Genomic DNA, 21,650 nt, shown 5'->3' with positions numbered 1-21,650 from the left:
TTGACCTACCGAGTAGTATGTACCTAAGATGGCTGTCAAGAAGGCCCGGCGCCGCTTGCGGCCAGTGCCGGTAACTTGGGGAGAAGACCGCCATGCAGACCATACTCAATCCGGTGCAGACCGCCGAAACCGACGCCGAGCTGACCGCGCGAGTCGACCGGCTGTGTACCAATGTGCTGCTGCCCATCGTCCATGGCTGGGCCGATCACGGCGCGACGTGCCGCCCGCTGATCGAGGCGATTGCGGGCGAGCATCTGTTCGGGCTGACCCTGCCGACCGAAGTGGGCGGACAGGGGCAGGTGGACCGCTATTCGGCGATCCTGTGCCTGCTGCGCGAGCGGTTCGGATATCACGACGCGCTGATCGACACGCACTTCGCGATCCAGGGGCTGGGCACCAGCGCGATTGTGCGGATGGGGACCGAGGACCAGCATCAGCGCTATCTGCCCGGCCTGATCGCGGGCAAGACGCTCTTCTCCTTCGCGCTGACCGAGCCGCACAGCGGTTCGGACGTGCTCGGGATGAAGACCCGCGCGCACCGCGACGGCGACGATTGGGTGCTCAACGGATCGAAGATGTTCATCTCCGGCGCGCCCGATGCCGATGTCTATATCACCTTCGCCCGCACCGGCGGCGAGGAAGACAAGCGCGCGGTGACGGCGTTTCTGGTCGAGGCGGGCACGCCCGGCTTTACCGCGCGGGGCGGCATCCATCTTCAGGCGCCGCACGCCATCGGCTATCTCGATTTCGACAATTGCCGCCTGTCCGATGCGCAGCGGTTGGGCGATCCGGGCGATGGGCTGCGCGCCTGCCTCGGCACGCTCGAGATTTTCCGGCCCTCGGTGGGCGCGGCGACCATCGGCATGGCGCGGCGCGCGCTCGATCTGGCGGTCGACTTTGCCAATGGGCGCGAGGCCTTTGGCAGCAATCTCGCAACGCTTCCCGGCATTCGTCTGAAAGCCGGGCGCATGGCGGCATTGATCGCCGGTGGCACTGCGCTGATCGAGCGCGCTGCAACCTTGCGCGACAGTGGCCAGCGCACAGTGCTTGAAGGCGCGATGGCCAAGGCCTTCTCGACCGAGGCGGCGGTCGAGATCATCTATGAAGCGCAGCAGATCCATGGCGGCCGCGGCGTGATCGTCGGGCAGGAAATCGAGATGCTCTCACGCGCCGTCCGCCCGACAACGATTTATGAGGGCGCCTCCGAAGTGCAGCGCTCGATTATCGGCAGGGCCGAAGCCAAGCGCGCCGCAACCGGCGAAGCGCGCGGTGTCGGCAGCGGCGATTTGCTGACGGCTGCACGCCGCACCTATGAAGCATGGCTTGCGGCTGCGCATGCGGATGAACGGGCACAGAATGCCGCCTTCCATGTCCGCCTCGCCGAAAGCGCGATGGCGCTCGAAGCCGCCGAGACCGTCGGCCAGGGCAGCGACGCGGGGCGGTTCCTCGCGCTCGCGGCTGCGCGGACGATCATCGGCGACGTCCAGCGCACCGGCGGCGGCGCTGATCTCGACGCGCTCGCAGCGGCGGTTCGGGCCAGCGGCGCTTCCGAAGATGCGCTCGCCATGGCGATCGCCGACGGGCTGTTCGCCCGATGAGCGGCTTGTGGTTCGAGGAGTTCGAGGTCGGTCAGGTTTTCGAGCATGCGTGGCGGCGCACCGTCACCGAATATGACAATATGCTCTTCTCCAACCTGACGATGAACGTCCAGCCGCTGCACATCGATTTCGAGTTCGCCAAGACGACCGAGTTCGGCAAGCCGCTGGTCAATTCGCTGTTCACGCTGGGATTGATGATCGGCATGACGGTCAACGACACCACTTTTGGCACCACGGTCGCCAATCTCGGCATGTCGGATGTGCGCTTTCCCAAGCCGGTATTTCACGGCGACACGATCCGCGTCACCACCCTCGTCAAGGACAAGCGGACGAGCAGTTCGCGGCCGGGGCAGGGCATCGTGACCTTCGTGCACAATGCCTATAATCAGGCCGATGAACTCGTCGCGATTTGCGAGCGCGCGGCGCTGATGAAGGGGCGTCCCGCGGCATGATCGCCGGCCCGGTCCGCTCGCTGCTTTTTGCGCCCGCGAACCGGGCGGACTTCGTTGCCAAGTTCGGGCGAGTGGCGGCGGATGCCTTTGCCATCGATCTCGAAGATGGGCTGGCGCCGGCGGCGCGTCCGGCGGCGCGGGCTGCCTTGGCGGAGATCGTCCGGGCGGCACGCGAAGCGGCTAACCCGAACGCGCGGATATGGGTGCGGCTCAACGCCGCAGGCACCGAAGACTACGCCGCTGATTGCGCGGCGATAGCCGGCTGCGGATGCGACGGTGCGATTTTGTCCAAGGCCGAATCCGCTGACGAGGTGATGCACACCGCTCATGCCACCGGCCTGCCGGTATTGGGAGGGATCGAGTCTGTCGAGGGCGTCCATGCCGCCGATGCCATTGCCGGCGCGGCGGAGCTTGGCGTGTTCTTCGGTGCCGAGGACTATGTCGCCGATCTGGGCGGGGCGCGAACCCCGGGCGGTGAGGAAGTACTCTATCCGCGTTCGCGGGTGGCGATCGCGGCGCGCCGTGCCCGGGTGCCGGCGCTGGACCTGGTCACTGTCGATATTCGCGACGAGGTACGTTTCGATGCCGATGCGCAACTGGGCCGGGCGCTCGGCTATACCGGCAAGATGTGCGTGACCCCGGCGCAGGTTGCGCGGGCGAATGCGGTGTTCCGGCCGCACCCTGATGCGGTTGCTGCCGCGCAGCGCCTGATTCAGGCTTATGCCGAAGCGAAAGCGCGCGGCCTTGGCGCCATCGCCTTCGAGGGCAGGATGATCGACGAGCCACTCGCCCGTCAGGCCGAAGCGACCGTGCGGTCAGCGAGATGACTCAGCGCCTAGCCGGGATCGACGCGATCGACTTTTCGGCATTGGTCCGGTCCGGTGAAACGGTCTTGTTCGGCGAGGGCGCGGGTGAGGCGGGCGCGCTCGCGGACGTGCTGATTGCGCAACGTCACCGGCTGGAGCGGGTCCGCATATTTCTCGGCATGATGCTCTCCACGCGCTTCCGCCCCGAACATGCCGATGCCTTAAGTTTCGCCAGCTATGGGGCGCTGGGCACGACCCGCGCGCTGGCCGATGCGGGCGTGCTGGAGGTGTTGCCGGTCGCGCTGGGCCAGTTTCCGGGATTGATCGCGCGTCGTGCGTTGCGCTTCGACATCGTCGTCATCGCGGTGCCGCCGCCCGGCGCGGATGGGCGCTATTCGCTCGGCCTGACGGCGATGCATCTGCCCGCGGCGATCCGATCGGCACGGCTGGTTGTGGCCGAGGTCAATCACGCTTTGCCCCCCATCCCCGGGATCACTATTGGCGCTGACGAAATTGACGTGCTGGTCGAAACCAATTCGCCGCCGCCCGCGCTTGCTTCCGCTCCGGTCAGCAACACCACGCGGACCATCGCCCGGACGATTGCCGATTATGTCGGCGACGGCGCGACGCTGCAATTGGGAGTCGGTGGCGTGCCGGAGGCACTGTGCGCGGAGCTCGCCGATCGCCGCGACCTCGGCATCCATAGCGGGTTGCTTGGCCCCGGCCTGATGCGGCTGATCCGCGACGGCGTGGCGACCGGCGCATATCATCCCTTGTTTCCGGGCAAGGCAGTGATCGGATCTGTGATGGGCGATGCCGCGCTCTATCGCCTGGTGCGCGACGATCCGGCGCTGCATCTGACAGAGATCGAGACGACGCATGGCCGTGCCGCGGAGATCGGCAATCTCGTCTCGGTCAACGGAGCGTTGCAAGTCGATTTGTCGGGCCAAGTCAATTCCGAGCGCATCGGCCGACGCCAGATCGGCGCGATCGGCGGGCAGGCCGAATTCTCGCGCGCCGCCGCCCGCGCGCCGCACGGGCGCAGCATCATCGCCGTGTCTGCCGTGACACCGGACGGCAAGGCCAGCAATATCACCGCGAGGCCGGTCAGCCATGTCACGACGCCGCGGGTGGACGTCGATGTGGTGGTGACCGAGTTCGGCGCGGCCGAGCTGACCGGCATCGGTGATACCGAGCGCCGCCGCCGCCTGATCGCGATTGCCGCTCCGCAGTTTCGTGAAACGCTCGAGGAAGAAAGCAGGCAGCCATGACGACACGATCGAGTGACGCGTTGCCCAGTCCGCTCGCGGCATGGTGGACGGTCGCCGTGCTGTTCGCGGCCTATATGGTTTCATTCGTCGATCGCGTCGTCATCGGCTTGCTGGTCGAGCCGATCAAGGCCGACCTGAGCCTTACAGATACCGAATTCGCGCTGCTTCAGGGCATGGCCTTCGCAATCCTCTACACGGTATTGGGGCTACCCTTTGGCTGGATGGCCGATCGCTATCCGCGGCGCTGGCTGGTGACGATCGGCAGCGCGGTATGGTGTGTCGCCACCGCGGCATGCGGGTTGGCGAACTCGTTCACCCATCTGCTGCTGGCGCGCCTGGGCGTCGGCGCGGGAGAGGCGGCGCTGCCGCCCTCGGCGGTGTCGTTGATCTCGGACAGTTTCCCACCGCACCGCAGGACGCTGGCGATGAGCGTCTATACCGCGGCTTCGAGCATCGGGGCCGGGGCGGCGCTGCTGCTCGGCGGCACGGTGATCGCGATCGTGGCGCAATCTCCGCATTACGCCCTGCCGGTCGTCGGGCAGGTGGCGTCGTGGCAGGCGGTATTCCTGATCGTCGGCGTGGGGGGGCTGACGGTGACGGCACTCGCGTTGACCATCGCCGAACCGCGCCGCGAGTGGCGGGCAGCGGCAGCGCGGGATGATCAGGGCACCAGTCTGTGGCGGCATCTGCAAGTGCACAGCGCGGTGTTCGCCCCGCTGGTCACTGCGATGGTTCTCTACGCGATCCTGGCTTATGGCCTGCTTGGCTGGGTGCCCGCATTCTTCATCCGCACCTATGGCATGAGCGCGTCCGAAGTCGGATTCCAATATGGGGCCGTGCTACTGGTTTTTGGCGGCGGTGGTGGCCTAGCCGGCGCCGCGGTGGCGGCGCGCATCGGCCGCCGCCTGGGATCCGCGGAACTGGTCGTCTGCGCCGGTGCCGCGGCGTTGACCGGACCGCTGATGGCGCTCGCTTTTGCTGCGCCTACGCAGGGCCTGGCCCTTGCATGGTTCGCGCCGGGGCTGTTGACTTATACCGTGCCGAGCGGCCTTGCGATCGCGGCCATGCAGTCGGCGGTACCGACGCAGCATCGCGGCATGGCCGCGGCGCTTTACTATCTGCTCATCGGCCTGCTCGGCATGACGCTGGGTCCGCTCTCGGTGGCATTGCTAACAGACCATGTGTTCGGCGCGGTCGGCCTTCGTTGGTCGCTGGCGGCAGTGGCAATGACCTGCGCTCCCATTGCAGCCTTGCTCTTTTACCGAGCCGCGCGGCCACATGAGATGCTCGCCGAGCGCATCCATAGTGGAACCCCCTGAATTGCCCCCCTGGATGGACGAGGCCCGATGGAAGAGGCGAGGGTGCTCTACGTCTGGCATCGCTCCGCCACCTTGCCGGCAAATTGGCGCGGGCGTTTACCGGCGAACGCAGGCGATCGATTTGCTCGGCCCGGCGCCGAAATCGCGGCAGACGAGATCGGCGATGCCGCGCAGCCCGGCGGGATAATCGCTGCCGCCGACCCACAGGATCGCCGCGCGCCGCGCCCGCGCCAGTTGCGCGAGCCGGGCAGGGCTCTGCCCGGCATGATCGAGATGCACGGCCCGGACCTCCGCCGCATAGCCGGCGCGGCGAAAGAAAAAGGCGCCAACCTGCGTCTGGTAGCGCTCGCCGCTGAGCGCGCTGGCGGGATTGTCCCACACGAACATCACGCGCCGGGCATCATGCGCCATCAGCCAGTCGGAGCCGCGCTGGAACTCAAGCGGATAGAGGGTCTGCTGTTCCTCGACGCCGGCATAGCTGATCGCGTTCTGCGCTGCCGCACCCGCCCAGGCGACGAGCAGGATGCTGGGCAGCAACCCGGCGAGAAACCGCGTCCGGCAGAGGATGAGTGTCAGCCCGAACAGCAAGGCGGGCATGTACGGGATCAGGTAGCGCGGGGTGAATGAGGGGCGGAGGAACCCGAAGCCGAACACCGCCACCGCCGCGATCAGCCCGGACAGCATCACCATCGCTTCGCCGCGCGAATAGGGCAGCCGGGTGCCGGCGGATCGGCGATCGGCAATTTGCCTGGCGAGGACCACCGCCACGATCGCCACCACGGCGAATGCCATCACATTCACTCCGAACAGATGGTAAGGCAGCTTGAACGCTTCGGCCGGGCCGGAGACGGGATACCAAGCCATTCCGGGCTTGAGGAAATCGAGCAGGAAGGCGAGCTGGAACGGCAGCCACGCCGCGACGACCGCGAAGATCACGATCGAAGGCCAGAGCGCGCGCGGGCGATCCCCGAAGGTCCAGAGCAGGCACAGCCCCTGTAGCCCGATGATCGCCGCGGCGTAGATATGCGTCAGCAGCATCAGCGCGCCGATCGCCGACCAGAGCGTCAGCCAGCGCGACGACCGCGCCTCGACACAGCGCAGAAAGGCGATGGTCTGCGCGGTCGCCAGCAGGAACAGCAACGCCTGCGGGCGCGCCTGCGCCACGAAGACGAGGCCCGGCAACCACACCATGGTCAGCGCCGCCCACACCCGGCGCTCGCGGCGGTCCGCACCGCCCCAGATCGCGATCAGCGCGACCGCACCCAATGAGGCGACGAGGCTCGGCAGGCGCAACGCCAGATCCCCATCGCCCGCGATCTTCTCCCACAGCCATATCGTCGCGTAGAAGAACGGCCCGCTCAGTTCATGGCGGCACCAGTCGATCAGGCTGGCGATATCCGGTTGCGAGGCGATGACGCCGGTATAGGCTTCGTCGAGCCAGAAGGGCGAATACCAGCCGAAAATGGCGCGGTGCGCGATACCCGCGACCAGCGCCAGCGCGACCGCCGCATATTCGATGCGGGTGACGGTCCTCGGCGCCATCAGCGCGTCGTCTTCCACGGGCGCGACCAGCAGATTGGGTCGATGCGCGGCACGATCACGACCGGCGATTGCGGATGCAGGAAGGCCGGTATCGCCTCGCTGCGGGCGAGATAGGTGGAGATGTGGGCGACCCAGCCGGTCTGACGCGTCCAGACTTCGGGCAAGGTACAATCCGGGGATGGCGCGGGCGCATAGCGCAACGCGCGGGCGATTTCGGCGACGCCCGTCACCGCCCCCAGCGATAACAGGATCACGATCACCGCAGCGGTGCGGCGGTTGCCCCGCCAGTCGGTATCGATCAGGCTCGCGGCGACGATCGCGGCCAGCACCGCGAGCGGTGCGATCGATGCGCGCATCACGAAGTCGCCGCCTTCGCCGATATGGAAGAAGGGGATCAGCGCCAGAGTTACCGCGACCAGTATGAGGCTATCCACGCCGAAACGGCCCGTCGCGCGCAGGCGGCACGCGATCCACACGAACGGCGCGACTTCGAGCAGCAGGAACAGGATCAGCGACACCGGCGCGACGGCTTGCAGCCCCGAGGGCAATTTTTGCGCGTCGGAAGCGATATAGGCAAGCGCGGGTAAAGTCGCCGCAAGCGCGGCCAGCGCGACGCCGATGTCGCTCCAGCGCAAGGCGCGGCTCCGCAAAGCACCCACCCCTGCCCAGCCGGCTAGCGGCAGCGCACCGATCACGGCGAGCGGCGACCAGATCGCGGCGATGGGGATCGACGCGGCGAGCGTGCCAAGCGAGACCAAGCCGCGACGGTGGAGCAGGTACAGCAACGCGCAGAACCAGCCGGCGAATGCGTGCTGCGGCACCCAGAAGATCAGGGTGATCACCGAGGAATATTGCAGCGGCGGCGCCCAGCGTTCGAGATGGTCGAACGACGCGATGCCACTCGCATTGGCGAGCAAGGTGCCGACAATGTCGAGGCCACTGAACGCCAGCAACACCGCCAGCGCGATCCGCCGCGCGCGCGCACCCCGGAACAACATCGAGGCCAGGCTGAGCATCACGCCAAGCACCAGCGTGTTGCAGGCGAGCAGCGCGAACTCCGCCGCACGGCCGAACAGAGCCGGCAACAGATACATGCCAAGCGGCGCGCGCAGCACCTGTTCGCCGCGATCGGTCAGATACGCAAATGGCCACGGATTGCGCGCCATGTCGGCAAGCACAGCATCGCGGACCTGCCAATCCTCATTGGCGTAGAACAGCCGCCCCTCGCCGCCGAGCAGCAACAGGGTGCAGGCGATGGCGAGGCAGATGCCAAGCGTGCGCCACGCGACGCGCGTCTCGGCAGCCCGCTCGTGCCGCCACGACAATGCCAGAAATCCGCACGCGATCACCGCCGAAGCGGCGGCTACCGCGACCTTCCCGAGAAACACCGGCACCAGCACATTGTCGAGCGCGAACAGCCCGAACAATGCCAGCAGGAGCATGCGGCTGGAAACGCCGCCCGAGGGCGGGCTTGCCGTCACGCCGCCGAGCGCACCAGCGCCAGCGGATCGCGCCCGGCGAGCAGGGCATGGGTGATGTCCGAAAGCGTCTCGACCATATAGTCCATCCGCGGCGCATCGATGCCCGGCCAGATGCCCATCCAGAAGGCGTCTTCCATCAATTTGTCGGTGTTGGTGAGGCCGCCATGGACGCGGTAGGCCACATCCTTGAACGCCGGCTGGCGGATGATGTTGCCGGCGAACAACAAGCGCGTGCCGACCTTGCGGGCTTCCAGCGCCTGAGTCACGTCGTTGCGCGCGAAGCCGGCGCCGTCGCGCACCGTCATCAGATAGCCGAACCAGCTCGGATCGGTGCCCGGGGTCGCCTCGGGCAGATGATAATAGCGGTCGAGCCCGGCGGCGCGCAGGCGCTGTTCCAGCTCGGCGAAATTCTCGCGGCGTCGCGCGATGAAATGATCGAGCTTGGTCAGCTGGCTGACGCCGAGCGCCGCCTGCATGTCGCTGACCTTCATGTTGTAGCCGATATGGCTGTAGGTATATTTGTGATCATAGCCCTTGGGCAGATCGCCCAGCCGCCAGCCGAAGCGCTTGTTGCAGCTATTGTCCTTGCCCGGCGCGCAATAGCAGTCACGGCCCCAGTCACGGAAACTCTCGCAGACCTTGGCGAGCAGCGGACTGTCCATCAGCACCGCCCCGCCCTCGCCCATGGTGATGTGGTGCGCGGGGTAGAAGCTCAGCGTGGCGACATCGCCGAACGTGCCGACGAGCTGGCCGTTGGCGGTGGCACCGAACGCGTCGCAGCAATCCTCGACAAGCAGCAGATCGTGCTTGCGGCAGATCTCGCGGACGCGAACCACGTCGAACGGGTTGCCCAGCGAATGCGCGATCATCACCGCGCGGGTCTTTTCGGTGATCGCGGCTTCGATCAGATCGCAATCGACATTATGCGTCTCGATATCGACATCGACGAAGACGGGGATGCAGCCATATTGCACGATCGGGGTGATCGTGGTTGGGAAGCCGGCGGCGACGGTGATGACCTCGTCGCCGGGTTTGATCGCTTTCGGCCCGCGCTTCCAGCTGGTCAGGGTCGCGAAGGCCAGCAGATTGGCGGCGGAGCCGGAGACGGTAAGCTTCGAATAGCGGCGCCCGCAGCGCTTGGCGAGCTCGCGCTCGAACTGCTCGGCATAGCGTCCGGCGGTCAGCCACATATCGAGCGAAGCATCGACCAGCGAGGCGCAATCATCGCCGTCCATGACCTTGCCCGAGGGCGGGATATAGGTCTCGCCGGGCACGAACGCCGGCTTGGGCCGCGATTCGAAATAAGCGCGGGCGGCGGCGACGATGGCGTCGCGTTCGGGATCGTGACTCACAGCTTGGCGACTTTCTTCTGAAGCTTGTGCACCGGGTTCTCGCTGTTTCTCGGCAGCGCCAGATTCTTTGAAAGAGTCTGGGTCTCGAAATTGATCCGCTCGCGCTCGACCACCATCGGCCCGCGACGGACCTGCGAGTGGATCGAGGTGACGTACTCGCCGAGGATGCCGATGAAGGTCAGCTGGATGCCCGAGAGGAAGAACAGCGACACGATCATCGTCATCGTGCCGCGCGGGGCCATGCCGGGATCGAACAGATAGGCGATCACCGAGCCGAGCGCGTAGAGAATGCACAGCGCCGCCAGCCCGAAACCGGCAAAGGTGCAGACGCGCATGGGGGCATTGGTGAACGAGAAGATGCCGTTGAGCGCCTGATCGACGAGACGCGGGATATTGTTCTTGGAGAGGCCGCTCTTGCGCGCTTCCCAGGTGTAGGGGACGATCACGCGGCGGAACCCGACCGAGGCGATGATGCCGCGGACATAGGGATAATGGTCGTCATGCTCGACCACCGCAGCCCAAACCTTGCGGTCGATCAGCTGGAATTCGCCGACGTTCACGGGAATGTCGATGTCCGACAGTCCGTTGACGATCCGGTAGAAAATGCCGCGGCAGATGCGCAGCATCAGGCTTTCCTGGCGGTTGACGCGGGCACCGGCGACGACCTCGACGCCGGTTTCCCACAGCCGCACGAACTCGACGATCTTCTCGGGCGGGTCCTGCAGATCGACCGCTAGAAACACCACCACCGCATCGCCGGTCGCGGCGCGCAGCGCGTTGAACATCGAGCGGAAGGGCCCGAAATTGCGGGCGTTGAGGATGACCTTCACCGAAGGATCGGCGGCGGCGATCTCGCGGAGGATATCCGGCGTGCCGTCGGTCGAAGCGTTGTCGGCGAAGATATGCTCGAGATCGTAGTCAGCGAGCGGCCCGTCGAACAATGCGCGTACGGTGGCGTGGCAGCGCTCGACATTATCGGCCTCGTTGAAGCAGGGCGAGACGATCGAGATGGTCTTGCGGGTCATGCGGCGGCCTTGTGAGCAAGCGGCCGCATCGCGGCGATGGTGCGGTCGAGGCCTTCGGCGAGGCTGACCTGGGGCGACCAGCCGGTCGCGGTGCGGAGCGCGGCGATGTCGCCCTCCATGTGCATGATCTGCATGGGGCCGAACTCGACTTCGCCGAAGCGTAGTTCGAGACCCGGGGCGACGCGATCGCGGATCATCGTCGCGATGTCGCGCACCGGCACGGCGCTGCCCGAGGAGAGGTTGAAGGTGCCGCGCGCATCGCTCAGCGCCGCGGCGAGGACGCCAGCGGCAGTGTCTTCGTTGTAGAGATAATCCCATTTCTGGGTGCCCGGCGTCATCTTCGGGCTTTTGCCTTTGATCATCTTGGCGATCAGGCTTGGGATCAGCCAATTGCTGTTATCGCCGGGGCCATAGGTGGCGAACAGGCGGAGCCAGGCGAACTCCACGCCAGCGGCTTCGCAGCACTGGCGGGCGAGATGCGAAGCGGACAGCTTGGCCGCGCCATAGAGCGTCGACGGCGCCGGCAGACGGGTTTCGGCGACCGAGCCATGGATCGGGCCATATTCGGCCTGACTGCCGACCCCGACGAACTTGCGCGCGCCATAGCGGGCGGCGGAATCGGCGAGGTTGCAGGTGGCGGCGATATTGGCGAACTGTATGTCGCTGGCACGCGCGTCACCGGAGACACCGGCCCAGGCGGTGTGAATGACGATATCGGGGCGGACGACCGCGAACAGCGCATGGACGGCATGCGGGTCGAACAGATCGATCCGGGTGTAGCGCACGTCGCAGCCGCTCAGGCGGTCCAGCGCAGCGCAGCGGCCGGTGGCATGGACGGCCAGGCCAGCAGCCCGCGCCGCGCGCACGACTTCCGCACCCACGAAACCGCCAGCGCCGGTGACCAAGACGGTCGGCTTTAAGGAATTATCCCCGCTCATCGGGGATCAAAGTGAAAGATATTGGTTAATTTGGTCTTTAGAAATGGCGCGCAAATCGCCTTTACCAAGCCAGCGGCGATACCATTTGGCGCTCAGCGCCAGCGCATCGTCCAGCGATAGCTTCGGATGCCAGCCAAGACGGTTGTTAGCCTTGGCGCAATCGAGCATCAGGGTAGCGGCTTCGTGCGGATGCGAACCCGCGTCCTGGGTCCAGCGCGCGCCCTCGCCCCAATGGCGAACGAAGATATCGGCAACCTGCGAGACCGGCGCGGCATCGCCCACCGCCGGGCCGAAATTCCAGCCCTCGGCAAACCTGGTATCGGCATGGAGCCGCTCGGCGAGCATCAGATAGCCAGCGAGCGGTTCCAGCACGTGCTGCCAGGGGCGGATCGCCAGCGGGTTGCGGATTTCCAGCGGCACGCCCGCGGCAAAGGCGCACACCGCATCGGGCACCAGCCGGTCCGCGGCGAAATCGCCGCCGCCGATGACGTTGCCCGCTCGCGCCGATGCCACACCAATCCCTACCGCACGCAGGAAACTGTCGCGATACGCCGACACTGCCAGCTCGGCGCAGCCCTTGCTGCTCGAATAGGGATCGTGCCCGCCCATCGCATCGCCCTCGACATAGCCGCGCGCGGTGCCGGTATTTTCATAGCATTTGTCGGTGGTGATCACGACGATGGTCTTGACCGAACCCACCCTGCGGCAGGCGTCGAGCAGGTTCACCGTACCCATCACATTGGTGGCGTAGGTCTCGACCGGGCTGTCATAGGACGCCCGCACCAGCGGCTGCGCGGCGAGGTGGAACACCATTTCCGGTTGCGCCGCCCGCATCGCCGCTTCCATCGCGGCCAGGTCGCGGATGTCACCGATCCTTTGATCCAGCGCCGACGCCAGGCCAAGCAGATCGAACATCGAAGGATCGGTCGGCGGCGCGAGGCTATAGCCATTGGTCCGCGCGCCGAGCATCTCCAGCATCAGCGTCAGCCAGCTGCCCTTGAACCCGGTATGCCCGGTCAGGAAGACCCGCCGGTCACGCCAGAATGCGCGGTCGATCACGGCCTAGTGCCAGACTTTCCAGGGCGCCTGCTTACACTCCCACATGCCTTCGAGCATCTGCCGGTCGCGCAGCGTATCCATCGGCTGCCAGAAGCCATCGTGGAAATAGGATTTAAGCTCGCCTTCACGCGCCAGCGCTTCGAGGGGCTCGCGCTCCCAGACGCATTCATCGTCCGGGCCGAGATAGTCGCCGATGTCGCGCGACAGCACGAAGAAGCCGCCATTGATCCAGCCGCCCTCATCGACCGGCTTTTCGGCGAAGGCACGGACATCGTCGCCGTCGAGATCGAGCTGGCCGAAGCGGCTGCTCGGCCGCACCGCGGTCACCGTCGCCCGCTTGCCGTGCGATTTGTGGAACGCCAGCGTCGCGGCGATATCTACGTCGCTTACGCCGTCGCCATAGGTCAGGCAGAAACTGTCGTCATTGCCGATATGCGGCAACGCCTTGCGCAGCCGACCGCCGGTCATCGTCGTCTCGCCGGTGTTGATCAGGCTGATCTTCCATTCTTCGGCGTCGTTGCGATGGACCTCCATCGAACCCTTGCGCATGTCGAAGGTGACGTCGGACATGTGCAGCGCGTAATTGGCGAAATACTCCTTCACCATATAGCCCTTGTAGCCGAGGCAGATGATGAAGTCGTTCACGCCGTAATGCGAATAGATCTTCATGATGTGCCACAGGATCGGCATGCCGCCGATCTCGACCATCGGCTTGGGCCGGAGCGAGGTTTCCTCGGAGAGGCGCGTGCCGAGGCCGCCGGCGAGGATGATGGCTTTCATGGAAAGCGGGTTTCAACGAAGATGGTAAACAAGCGGTGAAAGCGCGGGCGTTTTAGAGAGTTAACCCGCCAGCCTTGTTAAGAACCGCCTGGCTCGCGACCATGCCGCAGACAGAAGGATCGAGCGCGATCGGCGCGATCCGCCCGGCAAGATCGCCATGGCCGATCATCGCCTCCATCATCCACGCGCCAAAGCCGCCGTCGATCAGATGATCCTCGAGCGTCTCCACACGAGCGTGGCGCGCGACCATTTCGGGCTGCACGGCCTTGCTCGCCATGCCCCACAGCGGCATCGAATAGACCGGCGCGCCATCGGCCCGCTCCAGCGCGGCGCCGAGCGCCGCGCCGGTCGCGAGCAACGCCCGCTCGTCCCAATGCTCGCCCTTGCGGACCGGCACCCAGCGGCCGGGCGAAATCTCAGGCACGGCATGGTGATAGACCGGCTCGCCGGCCTTGCCGATGCGAAGATAGGACGGCCCCGGATTGGCCACCAGCCAGCGCATGCAGGCGCGGACCTCCATCGCGTCGCCCGGCGCGGCGATGATCATGCCGGGCATGCAGCGCATCAGCGCATAATCCTGCACCGCATGGTGCGAGTAGCCGAGCGCGCCATAAGCGAGCCCGCCGCCGACCGCGACGGTGGTTACTGCCATGCCGTGATAGCCGATATCGTTGCGGATCTGCTCGGCGCAGCGGAAGGTCGGGAAATTGGCGATCGAATAGGTGAAGACATGATAGCCTTCGGAGGCCATGCCGGCCGCCAGCCCCGCCATATTCTGCTCGGCGATGCCGGCATTGACGAAGCGGTCCGGGAAGCGATCGGCGAAGGGCTCGATCACGCCATAGCCGAGATCGCCGACGATCAGCGCGATATGGTCGTGTGTTTCGGCCAGCGACACCAGCTCCTCGATAAAGGCGTTACGCATCGCCTTCGAGCTCCGCGATCGCCTGCGCCAGCTGTTCTTCGCTGGGGTTGCGATAGTGCCAGGCGACCTGGTCTTCCATGAAGCTGACGCCTCTGCCCTTCACGGTATGCGCGATCAGCATCGAAGGCTTGCCCGCCTGCCACGGCGCGCACGACAGCGCATCGGCGACGGCGCGAATATCGTGCCCGTCCACTTCGCGCACTGCCCAGCCGAACGCGGCGATCTTGTCCGCCAGCGGCTCGATGCGCAGCGTCTGCTCGACCGTCGTCAGGCTCTGCAGCTTGTTATAGTCGATGATGCCGACCAGGTTGTCGAGGCGGTTATGGGCGGCAAACAGCATCGCTTCCCAGTTGCTGCCTTCGGCGATCTCGCCGTCGCCGAGAATGACGAAAGTCCGCCAGTCCTTGTCCCGCTTCTTCGCCGCCAGCGCCTTGCCGGTGCCAAAGGGCAGGCCGTGCCCCAGCGAGCCGGTCGAGAACTCCACGCCGGGTACCTTGTGACTGATATGGCTCATCAGCTCGGAGCCGTCCTGCGCATAGGTTTCCAGCCGATTGAGCGGAAAGAACCCGGCATCGGCGAGCGCCGCGTAGAGGATGACGCAGGCATGGCCCTTGCTCAGCAACAGCCGGTCGCGCTCTTGCCATTGCGGATCGGCGGGATCGACGCGCAGCACTTCGCCGTAGAGCGCCGCGACGATATCGGCGATCGAGAGCGCGCTGCCGATATGCGAGGCCCTGGCCCGCGTCACCATCTCCAGCGCCAGCCGCCGGATACGAACGGCACGCGCCTTGAGCGGGCAGCCCAAAGCCGGATCCTGTCGCACGGGCACGGGCATGTTCATCGCGGACGGTCATCGCCCGCGCATGGTTAACCTTCGCCTAAGATCGCGCTCAGTGCTGCACCGCCATCACGTCGCCGCCGGCGCCCGCGCTGGCCAGTTCGCGCTCGGCCTGGGTGAAGCCATAGTCGGGCACCAGCTCGCCGGCGCGATCCGACACCGCGTCCCATGCCGCCATGAGTTGCTCGCCGGCATCCGCCGCGCCGCCGATGAGGCTGCCCTGGGTGAGCGTGACATTGGCCCGGGCGAAATGCCCCGCGCCGGCGCAGACGATCGCCCGGGTCGGCGCATTCTCGCCGACCAGAGGCAGCAGCGCCGGGCTGACCAATGCGGGATCGAGATTCTTCATGCTGTCGTCCGACAGCACACCATTGGTCATCTGCGTCGCCGCGGTCGGGGCCAGCGCGTTGACGCGGATGCCGTATTTCTCGCCTTCGATCGCCAGGGTCTGCATCAGACCGACCAGCGCCATCTTGGCGGCGCCGTAATTGGCCTGGCCGAAATTGCCGTACAGGCCCGAGGACGAAGTGGTCATGACGACGCGGCCGTAATTCTGCGCGCGCATCGTCTCCCACACCGCCTTGGTGCAGATCGCCGCGCCCATCACATGGACGTCCATCACCAGCCGGAAATCGTCCATGCTCATCTTGGCGAAGCTCTTGTCGCGCAGGATACCGGCATTGTTGATCAGCACGTCGATCCGGCCCCATTTGGCCAGCACCGCCTCGACCATCGCGGCAACAGCGGCTTCGTCGGTCACCGACGCGGCGATCGCGATCGCCTCACCGCCCGCCGCCGCGATCTCGGCGGCAACGCGATCGGCACTTTCCTGCGCGACATCGTTGATGACCAGCCGCGCGCCATGGCGCGCGAGATACAGCGCATGTGCCCGGCCAAGTCCTCCGCCGGCACCCGTGACGATAGCAACCCGACCCGACAATTCCATCGCCAAACTCCCTCGCTTGCTTGCCCGAGAGGGGTAGCGCACGGTTTATTCACTCACAAGATAGCGAGTGACTTCCGACAGCGTGATTCAGCGCTTTTTGTGACAGATTTCGAGAAAGCCCGCGGCCATGAACGACGCCATCCGTTCCTTGACCGCTACGAAATCCTCGGATTTGCAGCGCCCGCCCGACAGCTTGTCGATGCGGCCGGTGCGCGCCAGCGTCAGCATCAGCGCGCCGGTGACGAAGTGATAGCCCCAGAAGATGTCTTCCTCGGCGCAATCGGGCAGCGCCTGCTTGAGCAGGGCGATCAGCCGCAGCACGACGGGATCGAAATGCTCGTCCATCAGTTCGGCGCCCCATTCGGGGGTGTTCGCCACCTGCGCGCCGAGCGCCGCGTAATTCTTCCAGCCTTCGCCGCCCTCGATATAGAGATCGAGATCGGTATCGAGGAAGGCGCGCAGTGCTCCCTCCACGGTCGGCTTGCCAGCGCACTCGGCGGCATATTCGTCGAGTGCCTTGATCCGTCGCTCACTGGTAACCACCGCGCGGCGGGCAAACACCGCGTCGAACAGGCGGTTCTTGTCGGCGAAATAATAATTGAGCAGCGTGTGATGGACGCCAACGCGCTTGGCGACATCCTTGAGCGTGACTCCGTACAGGCCATGCTTGGAAAAGAGATATTCGGCCGCGTCGAGAATCTGCTCCATCGTCTCGGCGCGTTGCTCGGCCTTCTTCGTGCGGCGCGGGGCTTTTACGGTCTCAGGCACGCCACCGTCCTTCGGTCCTGCCGGGGTTGGCGTCAAGACGCGGCGGGCGGTCTCAAGCGTCGCCATATTCGCCCCGCAGCCGCATCTTGTCGATCTTGCCGGTCGGCGCGAGCGGCATCGTATCGACGCGCACCACCGCGTCGGGAATCCACCATGGCGCGACCCGATCCTTGAGGGGCGCCAGCAAGGCCTCGTCGCTCAGATCCTCGCGCTCGCGCATCTCGACCAGCAGGATCGGTCGCTCGCCCCATTTAGGGTCGCTGCGGCCGATGACCGCGGCCAGACTGACTTGCGGGATGCTGCCGACCACCGCCTCGATCTCGGCGGGATTGATCCATTCGCCGCCCGACTTGATCAGATCCTTGGCGCGCCCGGTGATCATCAGGCTGCCGTCGGGCTCGATCCGGGCGAGATCGCCGGTGGTGAACCAGCCATCCGCATCGGTCGCCTTTTCGGAATGCCCGAAATAGCGATCGACCACCGCCGCGCCGCGCACCCGCAAATGGCCTTCGACGCCACGCTGCTCGGGGAGGGCGCGCCCGTCGGCATCGGTCAGCAGAAGGTCGACGCCCACCGCCGGCCGCCCCGATAGCGCCGCCTTCCGCGCCGGATCGTTGGGCCGCGAGACCGTCCCCGAAGGCGACAGCTCGGTCATGCCCCAGCTGGTCTGGACCGTCACGCCCAGCCGTTTCTCGACGCGCTTCATCAGCGCCGGTGGCAGCGGCGCACCGCCCATGATCACGCGCTCGAGCGTCGGCACTTCGCCGCCCGCCGCATCGAGATGCTCGACCAGCCCGAGCCAAACCGTCGGCACACCGACGCCGACGGTGACGCCCTCAGCATTGATCAGCCGCGCCAGGCTCGCGCCATCGGTGACCCGGCCGGGCAGCACCAGTTTGCCGCCCACGGCGGGCAGCGCGAATGGCAGCCCCCAGGCATTGGCATGGAACATCGGGACTGCGGCAAGCACGCTGTCGCGCGCGGTGAACGCCATCACGTCAGCCTGAAGCGCGCGCAGCGTGTGGAGAAAGCTCGAACGGTGGGTGTAGGTGACGCCCTTGGGGGCGCCGGTGGTGCCCGATGTAAAGCATAGTCCAGAAGGCGCGGTTTCCTCGAAATCGCCCCAGACGAAATCGGCCTCCGCAGCATCGATCAGCGGCGCGAGCGCGGCGACGTCCGCGCCGGGCTCTCCGCTTACCAGATCCGCCGCCACATCGATCAGCAGCACGCGTTCGACGCCCGCGGCCTCGCGCGCGATATCGAGCGCGAGCGGCGCCAGATCGCCGCTCGCGATCACGATGCGCGCCTCCGACTGCTTTACCATCGACGCGAGCTGGGCGCGGGTCAGTCGCGGATTGAGCGTGTGGCACACCGCGCCCATCCCCATCACCGCATACCAGGCCTCGACATGCGCCTGGCTGTTCCATGCCAACGTCGCGACGCGGTCACCCTTGACCACCCCCATGTCCGCCAGCACCCGCGATGCCTTCAGGCTCCGCTCGCGCAGGCCCGCATAGCCGATCCGCTCGGTCGCGCCGCCCTCGCGCGCGCTCACCACCTGCGCCTCGGGATGCCATTTGGCCGCGTGATCGAGGAACTTGTCGAGAGTCAGCGGAAAATCCTGAATGCTTCCGTCGATCATCTGCAGTTCGCCGCCTTTTTTAGCACGGGAGAAATCACCCCGGTGTTCCAGTTCCAGGGTTGATCGCCCGCCGCGCGGCGGCGGCAGACCGCTGCCTCGTGCAGCGCGAACATGCCGGGGAACAGATCCTTCCCGGGCTTGGGCACCCGCCCGAACGCCATGTAGTTGGATGCCTTGCCATAGGCCGGCCATGCCGGCTGCCCCTTCGCGACCGGGGTTCCGGTGCGGGCGAAGGAGGTCCAGTAATCCATCATTGCCGTGGAAAGCTGCCGGTCGTTCGCGGTCGCCGGCATCTTCGGCCAATAAGGCGGCGTATCGCTGGCGGTGCCGAAGACATAGGGGATTTCGGAGGCGTGAAAGGCGTGCAGCCCGTTATCGTCCGCCGCCGGATAGCCATGATCGAACAAATAGAGGTAGCCGGGCTGGCCGATCGCCGTCTGGCCGATCGCGAGCCGTTCCGAGGTCCAGCCATATAATGCGTCGCGCGTCGTGGCCAGCATCGACTCGCCGACATTGCTGGAAGGGTACAGGCGCAGGAAGTGATCGGCGAGATCGCCATAGCGGGCGCGGATCAGTTCCTCATACGCCGAGGCATTCGCCGGAGCCGGCGGCAGCAGCACGCGCAGCGAGCGGATCTCGCCCGAATTGAATCCGGCCAGCACCGGCACCTTCGCCTGCTCGCCGCGGTCCCAGGTCTCGACCAATTGGCGGGTCAGCGTCTTGCCGTCGATCGCCGCCCAGGGGCCGAAGCCCTTGGCCGCCGCCATGTCGGTGAGCTTCTCGGCGTCCATCGCGCGCAACCCGGCCAGATCCGGCGCGCCGAGCGCAGCCATTGCGAGCGTTCCCGAAGCCTCGGCCGCGGGCAGGCCGAAGCGGCCCTGCTTGAGCTCCGGGGTGGTGATCATATAGGCGCTCTGCGCGATCGCCTTGTGAAACAGGCCCCGCGCCTGCGGGCTCGCCAGCAGGTACATGACGCTGAGCGCGCCTGCCGATTCTCCCGCGATGGTGACGTTGCCGGGATCGCCGCCGAACGCCGCGATGTTGCGCTGGACCCAGCGCAGCGCCGCGATCTGATCGAGCAGGCCGTAATTGCCCGATATGCCCTCCGCCGATTCCCTGCTCAGCTCGGGATGGGCGAGATAGCCGAGGATGCCGAGCCGGTAGTTGATCGAAACCACGATCGCCCCGCCGCGCTGCGCCATCCGCGCGCCGTCGTACATCCGCTCATGGCTGTATCCACCGACCAGGGCGCCGCCGTGGATCCACACGAACACCGGCAGCTTGGCGGCATTCTTCGGCGCCCAGATGTTGAGCGTCAGGCAATCCTCGCTCATCCTTTCGGGCGGGTTGGTGTAGATGCCGGCGGCTCTGGCGTGCGGCTGGACGCAGGCCGGCCCGAAGCTGGCGGCATTGCGCACGCCTTCCCAAGCCGGCAGCTCGACCGGCGGCTTCCAGCGCATCGCGCCGACCGGCGGCTGGGCGAAGGGAATGCCCTTGAAGATGCGGATATCGCCCTGCCCTGTGCCCTGCACGGTTCCGGCCGGCGCCTGCACGACCGGCACCTGAGCAAGTGCCGGACCGGCGAAAAGACTGGCCGCCAGCGCGGCTGCGAGGAAAGATTTCATGCCTGTGCCTTGCGCGTCTCGCGGCGGAGGATGCGGGCGAGCCAGAGGAACAGCCCGATCGCGATCAGATAGAAGGGCGTGATCGAATAGAGCGCGAGCTGCAGCGTGTTCTGATAGTCATGCGCCTTCAGCCAGTCGCTGGCGGCACCCACATAGGTGGGGCCCAGCCCGAGCCCGATGAAGTTCATCACCAGCAGCAGCAAAGCGCCGGAGAGCACGCGCTTGTTGGGCGCGACCTCGTCCTGGACCAGCGCCACCGACGCCGAGAGATAGACATAGTTGAACAGCATCACGACGGTGAGCAGCGCCAGTGCCACCGGCCAGCCCGGCGCCCATACGAACGCGACGTAGAAGGGCATCGCGATCACCAGTGAGATCGCCGGCGCCAGCGCATAGCCGGTGCGCGAGCGCCTGGTGAGCAGATCGAGGATGCGGCCCGAGATGATCATGCTGCCGCCCATGCCGATCAGCACCGCCAGCGCGTACCACACCGAAACCTCGGCGAGCTTCATGCCCTTGCTTTCCATCAGGAACAGCACCGCGAAATTGCCGAGGCCATAGGTGACGAACTGGGTGGCGCCGCTGCCGAGCGAGGCGAGCAGCAGCACCGGATTGGTGAAGAAGGTTCTGGTCGTCGCCCAGAACGGCGCCTTCTCGTAGACCGTCGCGGCCCCCGCGGCGTCGAGATCGAGCGCGCCGCGCGGCGGATCGCGCAGCACCACGCGGACCAGGATCGCGGCGATGATGCCGATCACGCCGATGGTGATGAACGCCTCGCGCCAGCCATAGGCGATCGCGATCCAGCCGCCAAAGGCGATGCCGAGCGCCGCACCCAGAGGCGGGCCGAAATTATAGATGCCGAAGGCGAAGCCGCGCTTGCCCGGCGGGAAGGTGTCGGTGATGATCGCATAGCTGGGGGGCACACCCCCGGCTTCGCCAAAGCCGACCGTCATTCGTGCCGCGACGAGCTGGGTGTAGTTGGTCGCCATCCCGCACGCGACCGTCGCCCCGCTCCAGATCGCACAGGCCAGCGACAGCACGTTGACGCGATTGGTGCGGTCCGCCAGCCAGCCGACGGGAATTGCGATGAAGCAATAGAACATCGCGAAATACAGGCCGCCGATCTTGCCGAGATCGCCGTCACTGATGTGCAGCGTATCCTTGATCGGCTTGGCGAGGAAGCCGAGCAATTGCCGATCGAGGAAATTGATGACGTAGACGAAGGTCAGCATCGACAGCACGACCCAGGGCCGCGCGCCGCCTGAGCCTGCGACCGGCTCCAT

The 21,650-nt window shown here is 66.2% G+C and carries 19 protein-coding genes; 5 read left to right on the top strand and 14 right to left on the bottom strand.

Annotation, left to right across the window (positions count from 1 at the left end):
• Positions 1-92: 92 nt before the first annotated feature.
• Genes KF730_RS13390 through KF730_RS13370 form a run of 5 tightly spaced genes read left to right on the top strand, consistent with a single transcriptional unit; the run spans position 93 to position 5,446 of the window.
• On the top strand, positions 93-1,598 hold the full coding sequence (locus KF730_RS13390; protein WP_294097972.1) for an acyl-CoA dehydrogenase family protein: 1,506 nt from the start codon (positions 93-95) through the stop codon (positions 1,596-1,598).
• The gene (locus KF730_RS13385) at positions 1,595-2,050 is read left to right on the top strand and encodes a MaoC family dehydratase (protein ID WP_294097970.1); all 456 of its coding nucleotides are present in this window, start codon (positions 1,595-1,597) and stop codon (positions 2,048-2,050) included. Before KF730_RS13390 ends, KF730_RS13385 begins: the two co-directional genes overlap by 4 nt.
• Positions 2,047-2,877, top strand: coding sequence for an aldolase/citrate lyase family protein (locus tag KF730_RS13380; RefSeq protein WP_294097967.1), 831 nt, complete (start codon positions 2,047-2,049; stop codon positions 2,875-2,877). Before KF730_RS13385 ends, KF730_RS13380 begins: the two co-directional genes overlap by 4 nt.
• Positions 2,874-4,127, top strand: a complete 1,254-nt coding sequence (locus tag KF730_RS13375; protein ID WP_294097965.1) for an acetyl-CoA hydrolase/transferase C-terminal domain-containing protein — start codon at positions 2,874-2,876, stop codon at positions 4,125-4,127. The genes KF730_RS13380 and KF730_RS13375 overlap by 4 nt, the downstream gene beginning before the upstream one ends.
• Positions 4,124-5,446, top strand: a complete 1,323-nt coding sequence (locus KF730_RS13370; RefSeq protein ID WP_294097963.1) for an MFS transporter — start codon at positions 4,124-4,126, stop codon at positions 5,444-5,446. The genes KF730_RS13375 and KF730_RS13370 overlap by 4 nt, the downstream gene beginning before the upstream one ends.
• 96 nt (positions 5,447-5,542) lie before the next feature.
• Here KF730_RS13370 and KF730_RS13365 read toward each other — a convergent pair whose 3' ends face one another.
• From KF730_RS13365 to KF730_RS13300, 14 genes are all read right to left on the bottom strand, one after another.
• Positions 5,543-7,006 carry a glycosyltransferase family 39 protein gene (locus tag KF730_RS13365; RefSeq protein WP_294097961.1) on the bottom strand — a complete coding sequence of 488 codons (1,464 nt, stop codon included), beginning with the start codon at positions 7,004-7,006 and terminating at the stop codon, positions 5,543-5,545.
• Positions 6,988-8,430, bottom strand: a complete 1,443-nt coding sequence (locus KF730_RS13360; RefSeq protein ID WP_294097959.1) for a hypothetical protein — start codon at positions 8,428-8,430, stop codon at positions 6,988-6,990. Before KF730_RS13360 ends, KF730_RS13365 begins: the two co-directional genes overlap by 19 nt.
• Positions 8,431-8,465: 35 nt before the next feature.
• Positions 8,466-9,821, bottom strand: a complete 1,356-nt coding sequence (gene rfbH, locus KF730_RS13355) for a lipopolysaccharide biosynthesis protein RfbH (RefSeq protein WP_294097957.1) — start codon at positions 9,819-9,821, stop codon at positions 8,466-8,468.
• Entirely contained in the window at positions 9,818-10,846 is a 1,029-nt protein-coding gene (locus KF730_RS13350) for a glycosyltransferase family 2 protein (RefSeq protein ID WP_294097955.1), read from the bottom strand. Before KF730_RS13350 ends, rfbH begins: the two co-directional genes overlap by 4 nt.
• The gene (locus KF730_RS13345; RefSeq protein ID WP_294097953.1) at positions 10,843-11,784 is read right to left on the bottom strand and encodes an NAD(P)-dependent oxidoreductase; all 942 of its coding nucleotides are present in this window, start codon (positions 11,782-11,784) and stop codon (positions 10,843-10,845) included. Before KF730_RS13345 ends, KF730_RS13350 begins: the two co-directional genes overlap by 4 nt.
• A 6-nt stretch (positions 11,785-11,790) precedes the next feature.
• Positions 11,791-12,843 (bottom strand): CDP-glucose 4,6-dehydratase, encoded by a 1,053-nt coding sequence (gene rfbG / locus KF730_RS13340; RefSeq protein WP_294097951.1) that lies wholly within the window; start codon positions 12,841-12,843, stop codon positions 11,791-11,793.
• A gap of 3 nt (positions 12,844-12,846) precedes the next feature.
• Entirely contained in the window at positions 12,847-13,623 is a 777-nt protein-coding gene (gene rfbF, locus KF730_RS13335) for a glucose-1-phosphate cytidylyltransferase (protein WP_294097948.1), read from the bottom strand.
• 52 nt (positions 13,624-13,675) lie between these two features.
• Complete coding sequence (locus KF730_RS13330; RefSeq protein ID WP_294097946.1) at positions 13,676-14,548, bottom strand: hypothetical protein; 873 nt, start codon at positions 14,546-14,548, stop codon at positions 13,676-13,678.
• Complete coding sequence (locus KF730_RS13325) at positions 14,541-15,377, bottom strand: transketolase (protein ID WP_294097945.1); 837 nt, start codon at positions 15,375-15,377, stop codon at positions 14,541-14,543. The genes KF730_RS13330 and KF730_RS13325 overlap by 8 nt, the downstream gene beginning before the upstream one ends.
• A 61-nt stretch (positions 15,378-15,438) precedes the next feature.
• Complete coding sequence (locus tag KF730_RS13320; RefSeq protein WP_294097944.1) at positions 15,439-16,332, bottom strand: SDR family NAD(P)-dependent oxidoreductase; 894 nt, start codon at positions 16,330-16,332, stop codon at positions 15,439-15,441.
• An 87-nt stretch (positions 16,333-16,419) separates the two neighbouring features.
• On the bottom strand, positions 16,420-17,100 hold the full coding sequence (locus tag KF730_RS13315) for a TetR/AcrR family transcriptional regulator (RefSeq protein ID WP_294097943.1): 681 nt from the start codon (positions 17,098-17,100) through the stop codon (positions 16,420-16,422).
• A 52-nt stretch (positions 17,101-17,152) separates the two neighbouring features.
• Entirely contained in the window at positions 17,153-18,742 is a 1,590-nt protein-coding gene (locus KF730_RS13310; RefSeq protein WP_294097942.1) for an AMP-binding protein, read from the bottom strand.
• Positions 18,739-20,367, bottom strand: coding sequence for a carboxylesterase family protein (locus KF730_RS13305; RefSeq protein ID WP_294097940.1), 1,629 nt, complete (start codon positions 20,365-20,367; stop codon positions 18,739-18,741). Before KF730_RS13305 ends, KF730_RS13310 begins: the two co-directional genes overlap by 4 nt.
• On the bottom strand, positions 20,364-21,650 hold the full coding sequence (locus tag KF730_RS13300; RefSeq protein ID WP_294097939.1) for an MFS transporter: 1,287 nt from the start codon (positions 21,648-21,650) through the stop codon (positions 20,364-20,366). Before KF730_RS13300 ends, KF730_RS13305 begins: the two co-directional genes overlap by 4 nt.

Origin of the sequence: Sphingomonas sp., from assembly GCF_019635515.1 — a bacterium.
GTDB lineage: Bacteria > Pseudomonadota > Alphaproteobacteria > Sphingomonadales > Sphingomonadaceae > Sphingomonas.
The sequence above is the reverse complement of the archived record's forward strand: the minus strand, read 5'-3'. Positions and strand labels throughout refer to the sequence as shown.

What these genes read in the sequence shown, in the direction of transcription:
- KF730_RS13390 (WP_294097972.1), top strand. Translation starts at nt 93, where the DNA reads ATGCAGACCATACTCAATCCGGTGCAGACCGCCGAAACCGACGCCGAG.
- KF730_RS13385 (WP_294097970.1), top strand. Translation starts at nt 1,595, where the DNA reads ATGAGCGGCTTGTGGTTCGAGGAGTTCGAGGTCGGTCAGGTTTTCGAG.
- KF730_RS13380 (WP_294097967.1), top strand. Translation starts at nt 2,047, where the DNA reads ATGATCGCCGGCCCGGTCCGCTCGCTGCTTTTTGCGCCCGCGAACCGG.
- KF730_RS13375 (WP_294097965.1), top strand. Translation starts at nt 2,874, where the DNA reads ATGACTCAGCGCCTAGCCGGGATCGACGCGATCGACTTTTCGGCATTG.
- KF730_RS13370 (WP_294097963.1), top strand. Translation starts at nt 4,124, where the DNA reads ATGACGACACGATCGAGTGACGCGTTGCCCAGTCCGCTCGCGGCATGG.
- KF730_RS13360 (WP_294097959.1), bottom strand. Translation starts at nt 8,430, where the DNA reads ATGCTCCTGCTGGCATTGTTCGGGCTGTTCGCGCTCGACAATGTGCTG.
- KF730_RS13350 (WP_294097955.1), bottom strand. Translation starts at nt 10,846, where the DNA reads ATGACCCGCAAGACCATCTCGATCGTCTCGCCCTGCTTCAACGAGGCC.
- KF730_RS13345 (WP_294097953.1), bottom strand. Translation starts at nt 11,784, where the DNA reads ATGAGCGGGGATAATTCCTTAAAGCCGACCGTCTTGGTCACCGGCGCT.
- rfbF (WP_294097948.1), bottom strand. Translation starts at nt 13,623, where the DNA reads ATGAAAGCCATCATCCTCGCCGGCGGCCTCGGCACGCGCCTCTCCGAG.
- KF730_RS13330 (WP_294097946.1), bottom strand. Translation starts at nt 14,548, where the DNA reads ATGCGTAACGCCTTTATCGAGGAGCTGGTGTCGCTGGCCGAAACACAC.
- KF730_RS13320 (WP_294097944.1), bottom strand. Translation starts at nt 16,332, where the DNA reads ATGGAATTGTCGGGTCGGGTTGCTATCGTCACGGGTGCCGGCGGAGGA.
- KF730_RS13310 (WP_294097942.1), bottom strand. Translation starts at nt 18,742, where the DNA reads ATGATCGACGGAAGCATTCAGGATTTTCCGCTGACTCTCGACAAGTTC.
- KF730_RS13305 (WP_294097940.1), bottom strand. Translation starts at nt 20,367, where the DNA reads ATGAAATCTTTCCTCGCAGCCGCGCTGGCGGCCAGTCTTTTCGCCGGT.
- KF730_RS13300 (WP_294097939.1), bottom strand. Translation starts at nt 21,650, where the DNA reads ATGGAGCCGGTCGCAGGCTCAGGCGGCGCGCGGCCCTGGGTCGTGCTG.